Here is a 14,017-nt window from a genome sequence, read left to right as displayed (position 1 = left end):
TTTTTCTCCTTCCAAGAGTATTAAGACGGGATATCCCAAAAATTTGGTCTGTACCATGTAATATTTTTTGAGAATACTACTCGAAAATTATTATGAATCAACAAAATATTGATTTTCAATATTATTTAATAATGATTATCATATAACTTCAATTCATTAAACGGTACTCTCTCAATGTATAGACACCTCCTCCTAAGCCTAATCGTGCTACTCCAGATCAACATCAGTTGGGCGAAAGACATTACTATTCTCGACGTGCTAGATCGTAGTGTCACATTTAACGCTCCTGCAAAACGGGTCATTGTTGGCTTTTACCCTGAAGACTATATGGCAATCGGAACGGAGGCGGCTTATGACAACGTGGTTGGTCTCTCTAAATACATATGGCAAGCCCGTCCAGCAAACTGGGAAATGTATGTTGAACATCGCCCATCGCTGAATGATATTCCTGCAATCGGAAAAATTGGTTCTCAAGCCTTTTCAATCGAACAAGTACTCAGCCTAAAACCCGATATCCTATTACTTGCAGATTGGCAATATAAAGCGCTGGGATCGGAAGTTCGAAGAATTGAATCCGCTGGCGTACCTGTTGTGGTCGTTGACTTCAATGCGCAGACATTAGCGCGCCACAGTAAGAGCACAGAGATCATAGGCACAATTACAGGCCAAGAAGAAAGAGCTGCCAAAATCGTAAAAGAATACAAAGCGAACTTGGAAATGATCCAAAATCGCCTAGAAGAAAACAACCTACCTAAGCCAAAAGTATATGCAGAATACGGTGCAGCTGGTGTTGATGAAATGGGCTATACATTTGGGAAAAATATGTGGGGTGCCATCTCTACAATGGCTGGGGGAGACAACATTTCAGCACCGTATATTGAATGGTGGGGAAAATTAAACCCTGAACAAGTAATCGCAGCAAATCCTGATGTAATCATTATGACTGGATACGAATCAGCAAGCGGCAGCGACGGTATGATAATGGGGCAAGGTGTTTCTGAAAAATCAGCAAGACTCAGACTAGAAGGCTTTAAAGATCGACTAGGCTGGTCGAATCTATCGGCGATAAAAAACAATCGCCTATTTGGAGCATATCACGGAGCATGCCGAACAATACTGGACGGTGCAATGATCCAATTATTTGCCAAAGCCATGTATCCCACGGTATTTGCTGATCTCAACCCGGAAGACGCGTATTTAGATTTTTATAAAAAGTACCTTCCAGTAACTCCTAAAGGCACCTTTACATTAATGCCTCAATAGCACTGGATTAAGAATAGGGTATAGACTAACAGCTTCTAGAAACGAAAATAAAAAATGCGGCTTATCCAAATTATCAGGTTGAGTCGCCTTCTTTAGCGTGTTCTCATACCCGAAAAAATGTAAAGAAAAATACCGCCTAGAATGGTTATACAGGACAAAAACAAGTGCAGTGTCGCCTGCTCTTCTAAAAACAGTAACCCCATTATAATCGCAATAACGGGAACACTAAGCTGCAAGGTAGCGGCAGTCGCTACTTTGATAGAAGGCAATACAAAATACCATAACGCGTAGCCCAAACCCGAAGTCACTCCACCTGCAAGAACAGCGTACAACGCGCCCGCCCCATCCCAACGAATTTCCGAACTTAAAACAATTGAAATCAATAGAGAAATTACGCTCGCTTTTACAAAATGACTTCCGGTTGCTCTGACAGGCTTAGATGCCCCTTTTCCACGAACAGTATAAAACGCCCAACCGATTCCTGCAGTCACCATTAGCACACTCCCCCAAAGACTAGGAGCCGTTGCACCGGGTAAAAACAACACTAAAACACCGACTACAGCGACCAACAATCCGATCCACTGAATAGTATTCAGCCTTTCTCCTGAATAAAGCCCGTAGCAAATCATTGAAAACTGAACAGCACCAAACAGCAATAACGCACCCATACCCGCAGGTAACGACACATACGCATAGGAGAAACCCGCCGCATAAACTAAAAGAGATAAAGGTGTGAACCACTCCGTTCTAAACTCTTGTATCTCAAAACATCCTACCGTTTCTCGATTGTTCAGTAGTGTTAACAACACAACCAATACTGCCGCCCCAGACACAAGTCGAAGGGTAGTAAATGACATCGGATCTAAGCTCGTATGGCTCAAAGCAAACCGACACAAAATTGAGTTCAGAGCGAAAGCACAAAGTACGAGAAAAACGATGACATAATTGCTGCGCAAACGTCGCATAAAACCCCAAATTATTTGTCAATAAAAAAGGGGAGGTTCTAAAACCTCCCCTTTTCAGCTATACCCAAAATTCAAAAAACTTTATTTTACGCCTAAATAATAGCTACATCCATAAGAGCTATAATAACCATAGCCGTCGACATCATTGTAGACCGTTACAACGACATCACCACCTGTTACATGGTTTTTCCAGCGTCCCTTCCATTGTCCATATGGGTTATGGCGGTCTTGTTTAAACCTAATAGTAGAAACGTAATCTCCCTCAACATTAGGATCATCCGACAACTTAAGTTTTATCTTACCATCTGAAGCGATTTTTCCTGTCGCTACATACGGATATGAGAAACTATTAACAGACTGTGCAATGATTACTTCATCGTTAAAACGCTTAACACACAAAGTATCTTGAACACTTGACCACAAATCAACTGACCCGTCCTTAACAAAGTCTCTCGATATTACGTAGACTCCATATTCGATTTTAGGGTCGTCGTTGCAAACTGCTGAAGAGCAACCACTATCTCCAGAATCATAGCTGTCACCAGAATCATAGCTATCGCCTGAATCATAGCCACCGCCTGAGTCATAGCTGTCGCCTGAATCATAGCCACCGCCTGAGTCATAGCTGTCGCCTGAATCATAGCTATCGCCTGAATCATAGCCACCGCCTGAGTCATAGCTATCGCCTGAATCATAGCCACCGCCTGAGTCATAGCTGTCGCCTGAATCATAGCCACCGCCTGAGTCATAGCTGTCGCCTGAATCATAGCCACCGCCTGAGTCATAGCTATCGCCTGAATCATAGCCACCGCCTGAGTCATAGCTGTCGCCTGAATCATAGCTATCAGACGATCCCCACGCTCCATTAGATACGCTAATTGCATTGTATGTTAACGGGCCATCACCTTGGAATTCAAAGCTATCCGCAAACGAACGCTCTATTTTACCAACAGCTCCGACCGCTAGTAAGGCAACAGGCAACGCAGACTTAACACTAAACTTCATTAAATTGCTCCTTTATAGCTCTTAGCTCTTTTCCTATTTCATCCCACATTAGACTCACTTCGTCTAACACTACCTGAACATAACTGGAACGATTATGCTCAGGCATCCTGCACAGGTGCCCTGATGAGGCAGCCGAAAGATACTTATTTATACCACTATATAAAACGTATTCACCAAATTGATTATTTTGTTTTTCCAACTCTAAAATAGCATGCGTAAACAAGTCATTAAGTATTGAAGAAGTCTTAAGAGTGCCATGATTAATTGAAAATATTTGTTTTTGCCGCTCAGCGACACCAATCAAATATTCAAGACCTTGAAACAACCCCGACTGTATGTCGTTATCATATGACGTTAAGTTTGCAAAAAAGTGATTGCGTATTTTACCAAACGAAAATTCCGTGGATCTAACATCCGAAAATATTTGGAATTCCGCTCCATTAATTTTTGCGCCATCTGAGCAATTAATAAACGTTGTCGCGGTGCATTCACTAATAACGCTCTCTATTTTTTTTCTTGCCTGATTAAATATTCGTGTCGAGTGGATACCGTTCCCGTGATTATCCCTAACAACCACTTCAGATTCGTAGCGTGCACCTTTTAGTACACTCTTGTCGCTAAAATAGTCTGACTTGGTTGAATGATGGTGATTTAACTTCCGAAAACCGTAATCGCACCCTAAAAGCGCAATTTTTCTAACACCTAAACGAGCAAGTGCTGAAACAGCTAGATTCGTAACAGTTGGATTACAGTTTGGAAGGTAGTGCCAATCATTGCCTAAACACTTATTAAGAAACGTTGATCCAACATCGCCGTTCTTGGCGAATAAAATAGAGTTTGGAAATTTTTTTATAACCGACGAAGGCACGGTGTTCAAAGCAATGAGTAAAGTCCTGGCACAAAACTCGTCATCAAACCAAGGAGATTGCACGGAAGCCGTAAACAGACTCCGCTCCATTTCAACATGTATGTCTGGCTCTATACCTGCTCGTAAAAGTGCTCCAACAGACGTCCCACAACTGACGACCACAAATTGCTCTCGTTTAAATCTAATTTCATCTAAATCCGAGTCTAACGACGGGCCATTGCCAATAACAAGAAAAACAGCCTCTGAATCGAGTCTTTTACACTCATTCACAGCAAACCTGCTCTCACTTAAATTTTCTAAGGAATGCTTTAGGCCAATAATCTCATCATCAAAAAAACCCCACGCAGACAACCAATCATGTCTTAGTGATCGAAACCCGCAATAAATTTCATCTATTAAATCTGTTTCATAGTGTCTAAAAACAGATATTTCACTCAATATTTTTATACCAACCTTTTTAGATAATGAAGACACCTTTACTGAGAAGTCTCTTAAACTTTCAGGTTGAAGTATTATCAATTGGCCACCGCGAGCTTCACAGTATTCATGTAATTCAACTAAACGAACTGAATGCAAAAAGTGATAAAATATATCAAAGTCGGGCTCAACTAAGATAATATGAGGGTAGTTTTCCCCTTGTATTAGCGCGTCAATATGAAAACCTAAGCCGACACCTAAGATAAATAATGAAGCCTCGTAAGGCTTGCCTTTTGAACGATGATCCAAATCACTTGCAGCATCATTCAAAGAGTTTATTACTTTTTGATGTACGTTTTTTGCTTGAGGCTGTGACCGATAGGAAACAGAATGGTGAGTAGGGTGCTTTTTGAACACCTCAACTTGCGATACACATGCTGAGCGAGCATTACCTCCATAAAAGGGACGCCCGTTTACAATTAAATCATCTTCATATTGATCATCTACATGGATTTTTTGAGGTTTATACGCTCGATATTGCTTTGCCAAATAAGGCACAAAAGATCCCAAAAACTCGATGTTCTCAGAAAAATAATTTCCCATAATGCATCCTTACGCATCCCTAATAAAAATCAATAACATCTATGACTTACTAACATTTCCAGTTAACTGGCTTCGGATTAGCCTGCTGCAGACTAAGATAATTTCAATTCTAGAAGCAGCCTGTTTACACAAATTTGACCAATATAACAGATCGCACTAATCTTTGGTCAAGATACTCTTAGATCATTACTTTCAATATAAATTAACAAGTTAGAATTGACGGAGGAGAACAATGAGCTTAGTTCGCCTACTTTACGCAAGTACTATTAGTGATAGCTTTAACGCCGACGACATAAAACAAATACTTGCCTCTGCGCAAAGAAATAACGCGAAAGAGAATGTCACCGGCATGCTTACATTTGATCGCCACTATTTTTTGCAATGCCTAGAAGGCTCTCGTGAAAATGTCAATGCGATCTACCATCGCATCGCGAGCGATTCTCGTCACGAGAAGCTAGAAATTTTAGACTACCAAAGTGTCAATTTTAGAGAGTTCCCAAATTGGAATATGGGGTATTTACAAAATACAGGCACATTGATAAAACTCTTTTTCAAATACAATGCTAATGGTCTATTTGATCCGTATCACATGACACCAGAAGGAGCATTCATGCTTCTCTTAGAAATAAGGGATGAAGCAGACAACGCGCTAAAAAATAACGAGGGTTGAGCTTCTGCGCAGTTCTATGCAGTCTTTGCGGCTTGGGTGCAATACAAGCAATTGCGCCCTGCCTCCTTCGCTCGATATAACGCCCTATCTGCACCAATCAGAGCTTCATCTAGGTGGCACACTTCCCCCTCAGATTTAAAAAACAGTCCTATACTGACCGTTATCATCATCTCTCGATTATCCAAAGACGTCACTTTGAGACGACTGACCTTTTCCCTGATCGTGTCAGCGAGCTCTATTACTTCCGAGTAGCTTTTATCATGGATTAATGCGCAAAACTCCTCTCCTCCCATTCGGGCAAACAGATCTGTGTCAGCTAAACAATTTTCTACGAGGTGAGAAAATTTGATTAAAACCTGATCTCCCCCTAAGTGTCCATATCGATCGTTTACCACCTTAAAATGATCAATATCCATCATAATAAAGGCCGCAGAATGTTTTGCTTCTTCAGAATGAGCATGCTGTTGAACACTTGATTCGAAAGCTCCTCTGGACATCGCTCGGGTCAGATGATCATGATTCACTGCATAATCCAAGTCTTTAATGATATCCAACCGAGATATATTTATGGAAGCCACCGCTAACGGGGCTAATACCAGCATCGTGACACCAATGCGGAACGATACAATATCTGACACAAAATGAACGGATGAAAATATAGCGATCAAATTAAGCGCTTCCATCGTATACAAAAATACGGCGAGTAACATGCTTATCACTGCATTCACAAACAAACTATAGGTTAAAGCACACCAAATAAGAGCTGAGATTGGAAAAGCCACTGCGCCGGGCCCTGAAATAGTCATTGTAAGTGCTGTAGCAAGCACGACAGAGACGACGGGGACCACATTTCTACGCTTGAAATTAATATTATTCCATAATCTGTTAAAACGATCGGGAAGAGTCAACAACACAGGTAATACTGCAAATGTACTGGAAATATCAGCGGTGAACCACAAAACAAAGCTTTGTAAAAAGCCATGACCGCTGAAATAGTAGAAAATAGAAGCGCCAACCATTCCGCCAACTATGGCGCTTACGGAACAAGCCAACAATAAGTGTAGAATCGAGTATTTTTCTCGAAGTTGAGAATCCAAACCGGGGCATCGAGTCAATATCAAGTAACAGAGTACAACGCTGACTATGTTTGCAAATGTGAACCCAAACGCCTGCCAAAACACACTGCCCGTTACCACATCGGCAGCAACCAATGCACAAAATGAAAACCCAAGAATAAGATAACGGCAATACTGACGAAACCGAATCATAACGCCAAGAATAATAGCGTTCGATGGCCAAATAATCGCAGGCATTCCTTCTGGACGAGTCAAAATACCAAGCACTGCACACACAAAAACCGTTGCTGCGATTCCGAATGCGAAAATCGTAGATGCATACCAAGTCGAAGGTGACAGCTGACTCACACCGTTAGACATACACATTCCTCTACTTATTTAAGTTGTCATAAATGACGGATGTCTTTGATGTATCGATCGTATTCTACAAACTTACGTACCCTTCAAGCTTAATAGGTATCGCCATTTTGTATATGCCAAAAATTTGCAAATTACATAAATGAACAAAAATCACGATAAAGACATTGTTTCAAAAGACGTCGCGTTGGGCGAATACAGGAAGTATGAAGAAAAATTAGACGGACTGAGACCAGTCGATAATGTGGCAACAACAAATAAATAAACAAATAAATAAATAAATAAAAGGCCATCACTCCAGTAGACTGGAGTGATGGCCTTATTCTCTATCGCTTTAGTAATTTACTTAAGGAATTTGAGAAAGTAACTCAGGGTTCGTGATTAGATTACGAACTCCGTGAGCATGGTCTTCTTTAAAGACGTTTCCTTTACACCATTCGCCGACCGTTTTGATATTCACTTTTGATACCAACGGGCGAACATTCCAAGTTACTTGAAATGGTGAGCCAGTTTCATTGTAGCCAGGACCCGTTGTTGAGCCAGCATACTCGACAGGGTTACCAGTATCACTTGGTATACCTGTGGCTTGATAAAGTCCATTTTGCTTCTCATGAGCAACCAACGCCATAAAGTCTTGGGCATTTTCATCATTCACAGCCACAAACACTTGTGATTCAACACGAAGTTGAGGGTTGTTGATCACATCTGGACTTAAGCAAGAACCTAAAGTCGGGCCAGGTTCAATGGCCGCAGTGGAGAAAACATAGTGCACTTCAATCGTGTCACCAGAATCTAGGCCACCGTGTTTGCTATCACAAATGTCACCTGCTGGCTTTAGTTCTGCTTTTGTAAGAACGCCATCGTATTTGTAACCGCTGTTATAACCGTGACCGTCACCTGCGCCAGCAAATGTCGTAAATTGACCGCCTTTATGTTCTGCATTTTTATGAAAATGAATATTACATAGGTTCATTTTCTGGTATTTCGGAGCCGTAGAAAATGCTCGCTTGTTGCTCCCATAATGAGCATCGATATCACGTGGAGCTTGTGGCCCAAACCCTTTACCAAAGGTATTCTCTGCCAGTTCTTGCCTTTGTTCGGCAATCACATCTTGTGACGCGGTGTGCTCACTTGCGAATACGGTCGTTGGCGCAATAACTGACGCCATGATCAACGAAATTACCTTCTTCATACTTACCTCTGAATCGATGTTTCAATACTTGCTTTATACTAGAACAGTAATATTTACATTTAATTACAAAGCACGACAATTCTAAGCGGCTCGCTGTAAAAAAAACATGAAAAATTCATGAATCAATTTTGACCTTTTCCAGCGATACAAAGACATACTGTTTGATGGCCGGTTTTTCGATAGTCAGCTAAGATAACTTTGATATTGTCGGCTAGGATTAATATTACTAGAATTTATAAGTTCAACGGAGAATTATTTTGAAATCAATGACATGTAAACAACTTGGGGGCGCGTGTGACATGGTATTTAAAGGAAACACCTTTAATGAAATAGCCGAACTTAGCAAGGCGCATGGGACACACATGTTAAAACAAGGCGATGAGGCTCATCTAAGGGCCATGGAAGCAATGAGAGACATCATGGCCAAACCATCAGGGCTTTCAGATTGGATGGCAGATAAAAAACGATTATTTGCTTCCTTGCCGGAGATAGACAGCGAATAAAATGTGAGCACTTGCGACCTAATCCATGTAAAGTGGTCCCCACTCTGTTCCTCCCATAGCGGGACATATCACTCCGTCTGTGACTAATAGCGAACGCGAAGTAATCACATTGGTGAGTGCCGTAATAGGTGTTGCTAAGACGTCATTTGCATCTTTATCCGATGTTCCAAACATATTTGCATTAACACATACATTGGCGTCAAAGCCCATAACAATAACAGCATCTTTACTGACACACATTGCCCTAAAGAGCGCATTGGTCGTGCCCATATGATGCCTAGGTGTCCGAAAATTCTGCCGCCGTGTTCCGTATTTTTGAACCTCGGTTTCGAGTTCCATACAAAGGGGAGTTGATTTTATATGAAGACACGCAACATCCGCTCCTTTCATATTGCCAATTCTAAGTACGGATTTCATATGATCTACCGACTTACGCTCGTTAAAAACATCGTCCATATTGGCAACATAATCCGATAGATGAATCAAAATAATCGAAACACTTCCATTAAAATCGAGCAACCACTCCTCAACCGTTTTACCTAATTTATTTGACTGAGGTTTGTGACGCACTGGGGGTATTACCTCAGGATTATAGGATGCAGTTAAAGGTGCTCTTGTATACTTTGTGGCTTCCGCTTTACCTAATTCCCCAATACTCAACCTACGTTGCCCTAAACCTGGATAGGACGCTTTTAGAAACCACAGAGCCTCGCGGTATTTACGGATTCTCGTAGCATTTACATTGCTCAACGCGTCTTGAACTCTTGATAAAGTACAAGAATCATCATTCAAAACTTCGATGAGCTGATGTATCCCACTTGGTAGATGTGTTTCAAAATGGCTGTTTGCATGGCGTACAAGACGCATAAAGTCGGCGTAGTGGCGGTAGCGAGGCATAAGTTTCTTCCTTAATTACGTTGAACTAAGGTCACTTTAGCGACTGAACCTTTAGGAAAGCTTAAGACAGGAATATAAATGGTAAAAATAAAAACGACAAAAAGGGAAAGAAAAAAGAAAGTACCCGCCATCCTTAATCAGGTACTTCCAAAGAGGTTTTCAGAATGTTTCTACATTCGTTTGCGCTGGCGAATTATGATCCACGCTAAAATCAGGAAAGCAGGAATAAAGAACCATTCCTTTGCAGGTCGATCATTTTCGATTTCCACTCCGGTGATTTCCCAATCAAAATCTAACTTTTGCTTTTCAGCGGCACTACCAAAGCCCATATTATCGATAAATACACGCCCTTCCTCATTACGCACTTCTAATCCCGCACCTTTAAAAAGACGATCTTCTGCGCTGCCCATAGAGCTAAGTGGTAAATTCACCGTTTTCTCAATCCATCGGCCTTCTAGGTTCTCACCTTCAACCGATAATCGAACTTCTGTCGTATTTGGGTGCGCCTCAATATAAGACATCATCTCACTGCCCGTAATATGACTGTATGGCGCTTCAACCTGATCCAACCAAAAACCGGGGCGGAATAAAGTAAACGCAATCAATATTAACAACGCACTTTCCCACAATTTACTGCGAGCAAAGAAGTAACCTTGAGTACCAGCAGCAAACACAAGCATTGCTGCGAGGGAAACAATAAAGACAAAAATAGCTTGCCACCAAGTTACATCAATCAATAACAGATCCGTATTGAAAATAAACAAAAACGGCAACAACGCGGTACGCATCGAATAAAAGAAAGCCGTAAATCCAGTTTTAATAGGATCACCACCGGAGACGGCAGCAGCGGCAAAAGACGCCAAACCAACTGGAGGTGTGACATCTGCCATAATGCCAAAATAGAATACAAACATATGTACAGCAATCATTGGCACGATCAAACCGGATTGAGCACCGAGTTCAACCACAACGCTGGCCATTAATGAGGACACGACAATGTAATTGGCCGTCGTTGGTAAGCCCATCCCCAATACCAATGAGATCAAAGCCACCATAAGAAGCATAATAATCAGAACACCGCCGGAGATTAGCTCAACGAATTCAGCCATAACCTGTCCGACTCCAGTTAGCGTTACAGTGCCAACGATTACCCCAGCTGTCGCGGTCGCAACACCGATGCCTATCATATTGCGTGCGCCCGTATTTAAGCCGTCAACCAAATCAATAAGACCTGACTTCCATTGTGTAGAAAGGTTAGTTACCGAACCTTCTACGGTGTTTCGCCTAAACCAAGCTTTTATAGGCTTTTGAGTGAACAGGATAAATGCCATTAACATGGACGCCCAAAACGCAGAAAGTCCTGGCGATTTGCGCTCAACCATTAAAAACCAAACCAGTACAACCAAAGGTACAAGGTAGTACAAACCTGATTTATAGATATCGGCAAAAATTGGCAACTTCTCAATCTTTCCACCCGTTGCATCTAAGTCTAAATCAGCGCTTTTTGAAGACACATAGAGCAAAGAGAAATACCCGCATACCACGAACAGAACCAGCGCTAGATTAGCGAAGTCACCCAATAACCATTTAATCGCAACAATCACATAATAAAGTGCACCGACCAGAATCAGCATACTTGATACTATGATTCCAGTACGAATCAACTGCTCAGAGAAACGGCGCGCTGGAGTAGAACGAGGCAGGCCCTTCATATCGGCTTTCATTGCTTCTAAATGCACGATGTAAAGCAATGCGATATAAGAAATAGCAGCAGGGAGAAAGGCATGTTTTACAACCTCAATATAAGGAATGCCTACATACTCAACCATCAAGAAAGCAACAGCGCCCATGACAGGAGGCATGATCACGCCATTCACAGAAGAAGACACTTCGACCGCCCCTGCTTTTTCAGCGCTAAAGCCGACCTTCTTCATCAATGGGATCGTAAAAGTCCCTGTAGTTACCACGTTCGCAATGGATGATCCCGAAATTAGTCCTGTCATCGCAGAAGACAGTACCGCTGCTTTTGCTGGGCCACCACGCATGTGCCCGAGTAAAGAAAAAGCGACTTGTATAAAGTAGTTGCCCGCTCCTGCTTGATTTAACAAGGCACCGAACAACACAAATAGAAATACAAAACCAGATGACACTCCCAGTGCGATGCCAAATACTCCTTCTGTGGTAAGCCACATGTGAGTCATGGCCTTTTCAATAGAGGCACCTTTCCATCGAATAACCTCAGGAAGCCATGTGGAATCGCCAAAAAAGACATAAAGGAGAAAGAGAATTGCAACAATGGCTAACGGCGGCCCAAGAGATCGACGAGCCGCTTCCAGTGTCAGCAATAACCCGACAATCGAAACAACCAAATCAAACGACGTCGGCAGGCCTGGACGCATCGCTAACTCATCATAAAATAAAAATAAGTATGCGGAACAAAATGCTGCGGTGAGCGCAAATAAATAGTCAAGTACCGGAATTTTAAATGTCGGACTCTTGCTGAATGCAGGAAAAGCCAAAAACGCCAATGAAACGGCAAAGGCTAAATGAAGAGCACGAGACTGAGTATCATTGAGAAAACCAATACCAAACTGAGACGGTAAAGGTGATCCAATCCAAAGCTGAAATAAAGACCAACACAAAGGCAGGACAAAGAGTAGCGATAACGCAATCCTACCCGTAGGCATACGTTTCCCTGTATCGGCTTCAGCAACCAACTCGTCAAGCTTGTCATTAGACATGGGTTCAGAAGTAGTCGTAGACATACGGAACTCCGATAAACACAAATAAAAAAAGTGAGCACAGATTATTAATCTGTGCTCAATGAAGGCATTACAGTTATAACTAAGGTTGAAATAACGGTAGGATTATTTAATTAAGCCCGCTTCGCGGTAGTACTTTTCAGCACCCGGATGCAATGGTGCAACCAAAGAGGTATGAACCATTTCTACAGGCTGTAAACGAGAAAATGCTGGGTGTAAACGCTTGAACGATTCAAGATTTTCAAAAACAGATTTAGTTAGTTGGTAAACCACTTCGTCAGACACGTCTGTTGATGTCACAATCGTTGCCTTAGGGCCAAATGTAGGAACGTCATTTGGGTTACCTGTGTACATGCCACCCGGAATGATTGCTTGTGAATATGCGCCCTGCTTTTTAATAACAGCCATTGAAGCGTCATCCGTCATTGGAATCAGTTTAATATCACAGGTTGTAGTCGCTTCTTGTGCAGACCCATTCGGTAAGCCCGCAACGAAAATTGTAACGTCAAATTTGTCGTCACAAATTGCCTGAGCCATTTCTGAAGATTTTAGTTCAGCTGCAAAAGCAAAGTTGTCTTTTGTCCAACCTTTTTCCGCCATAAGCATTTCCATCATAGAGCGGTTACCTGAACCTGGGTTACCTATGTTGACTCGCTTCCCTTCGAAATCATCCAGCGAAGAGATACCAGAATCTTCGCGTGCCATCATATGAATAGGCTCTGGGTGAAGAGAAAATACTGAGCGTAATTTCGGATACGGGTTGTTATTGAACTGTCCTTTCCCTTCCAATGCATCAGATTGAACGTCAGATTGCGCAACACCGAATTCAAGTTCACCCGCTCGAATGCTGTTTACGTTGTAACCTGATCCGCCCGTTGATTCTACAGAACAACGAATGCCATGCTCTTTACGTCCTTTGTTTAGCATACGGCAGATTGAACCACCAGCAGGATAGTAAACACCCGTAACACCGCCAGTACCTATCGAAATAAACTGCATGTCAGATGATACAGCGGCGCCAGACACGGCCATTGATCCAACAAAAATCGAAGATAATATCGCTTTTTTAATGGTCATAAAAAATTCCTCGTTGTGTCATATTATTTAAAATAAATAGAAAAATCGGAGGAAACTATCGCAAAGAGAGTGCCAACTCGACAAATTAGCTTATAACCCATTGTTTTTTATTATTTTTTTAACAACACACCCATAAAAAAACGCAACACGTATACTATAACTTTTGTTATATACTTCATTCTCTAAATCGCCACCATCTAATCTCATTTGCGTGCAACCGCCCTAAACAGAAGGCCTTGCGATAAATTTGAACATTTATAACAAAATCAATACATATAACAAAAGTTATAGGTTGATTTTCATCCACCTCAATCAGAAAATTTTACTCCTCTTCATTTTCATAACATTACTCGTTAATATTG

General features: G+C 41.7%; 11 protein-coding genes. 3 read left to right on the top strand and 8 right to left on the bottom strand.

The features are described from left to right. The first annotated feature begins 174 nt into the window (after positions 1 to 174). Positions 175 to 1,263 (top strand): ABC transporter substrate-binding protein, encoded by a 1,089-nt coding sequence (locus DFP79_RS02065; RefSeq protein WP_133502299.1) that lies wholly within the window; start codon positions 175 to 177, stop codon positions 1,261 to 1,263. A gap of 92 nt (positions 1,264 to 1,355) precedes the next feature. Here DFP79_RS02065 and DFP79_RS02060 read toward each other — a convergent pair whose 3' ends face one another. From DFP79_RS02060 to DFP79_RS02050, 3 genes are all read right to left on the bottom strand, one after another. Continuing rightward, a complete protein-coding gene (locus DFP79_RS02060) occupies positions 1,356 to 2,228 on the bottom strand; it encodes a DMT family transporter (RefSeq protein ID WP_133502298.1) in 873 nt (290 codons plus the stop codon). A gap of 81 nt (positions 2,229 to 2,309) precedes the next feature. Further along, positions 2,310 to 3,233, bottom strand: coding sequence for a hypothetical protein (locus tag DFP79_RS17950; RefSeq protein WP_208111382.1), 924 nt, complete (start codon positions 3,231 to 3,233; stop codon positions 2,310 to 2,312). Continuing rightward, positions 3,223 to 5,121 carry a motility associated factor glycosyltransferase family protein gene (locus tag DFP79_RS02050; protein ID WP_133502297.1) on the bottom strand — a complete coding sequence of 633 codons (1,899 nt, stop codon included), beginning with the start codon at positions 5,119 to 5,121 and terminating at the stop codon, positions 3,223 to 3,225. The genes DFP79_RS17950 and DFP79_RS02050 overlap by 11 nt, the downstream gene beginning before the upstream one ends. A 232-nt stretch (positions 5,122 to 5,353) precedes the next feature. Between DFP79_RS02050 and DFP79_RS02045 the strand changes: the two genes are divergently transcribed. Continuing rightward, on the top strand, positions 5,354 to 5,791 hold the full coding sequence (locus DFP79_RS02045) for a BLUF domain-containing protein (RefSeq protein ID WP_133502296.1): 438 nt from the start codon (positions 5,354 to 5,356) through the stop codon (positions 5,789 to 5,791). Positions 5,792 to 5,805: 14 nt separating this feature from the next. On the opposite strand, the gene DFP79_RS02040 is transcribed toward DFP79_RS02045, so the two are convergent. Both DFP79_RS02040 and DFP79_RS02035 read right to left on the bottom strand, forming a co-directional pair. Then, a complete protein-coding gene (locus DFP79_RS02040; RefSeq protein WP_166637620.1) occupies positions 5,806 to 7,227 on the bottom strand; it encodes a sensor domain-containing diguanylate cyclase in 1,422 nt (473 codons plus the stop codon). Positions 7,228 to 7,570: 343 nt separating this feature from the next. After that, on the bottom strand, positions 7,571 to 8,416 hold the full coding sequence (locus tag DFP79_RS02035; RefSeq protein WP_133502294.1) for a delta-class carbonic anhydrase: 846 nt from the start codon (positions 8,414 to 8,416) through the stop codon (positions 7,571 to 7,573). A 266-nt stretch (positions 8,417 to 8,682) separates the two neighbouring features. On the opposite strand from DFP79_RS02035, the gene DFP79_RS02030 reads away from it, so the two are divergent. Next, positions 8,683 to 8,919, top strand: coding sequence for a DUF1059 domain-containing protein (locus DFP79_RS02030; RefSeq protein WP_243730197.1), 237 nt, complete (start codon positions 8,683 to 8,685; stop codon positions 8,917 to 8,919). An 18-nt stretch (positions 8,920 to 8,937) separates the two neighbouring features. Here the strand turns inward: DFP79_RS02030 and DFP79_RS02025 are convergent, their stop codons facing one another. The 3 genes from DFP79_RS02025 to DFP79_RS02015 all read right to left on the bottom strand — a co-directional run bounded on the left by DFP79_RS02025 (position 8,938) and on the right by DFP79_RS02015 (position 13,655). Beyond that, the gene (locus DFP79_RS02025) at positions 8,938 to 9,816 is read right to left on the bottom strand and encodes a hypothetical protein (protein ID WP_133502292.1); all 879 of its coding nucleotides are present in this window, start codon (positions 9,814 to 9,816) and stop codon (positions 8,938 to 8,940) included. Positions 9,817 to 9,986: 170 nt separating this feature from the next. Next, positions 9,987 to 12,581, bottom strand: coding sequence for a TRAP transporter permease (locus tag DFP79_RS02020; protein WP_133502291.1), 2,595 nt, complete (start codon positions 12,579 to 12,581; stop codon positions 9,987 to 9,989). 102 nt (positions 12,582 to 12,683) lie between these two features. Continuing rightward, positions 12,684 to 13,655 carry a TAXI family TRAP transporter solute-binding subunit gene (locus tag DFP79_RS02015; protein ID WP_133502290.1) on the bottom strand — a complete coding sequence of 324 codons (972 nt, stop codon included), beginning with the start codon at positions 13,653 to 13,655 and terminating at the stop codon, positions 12,684 to 12,686. Between the last annotated feature and the right edge of the window lie 362 nt (positions 13,656 to 14,017).

It is taken from the genome of Marinomonas balearica (assembly GCF_004362145.1).
GTDB classification, from domain to species: domain Bacteria; phylum Pseudomonadota; class Gammaproteobacteria; order Pseudomonadales; family Marinomonadaceae; genus Marinomonas; species Marinomonas balearica.
Note: the sequence above shows the minus strand (reverse complement) of the source record. Positions and strands in the feature narration are given on the sequence as shown.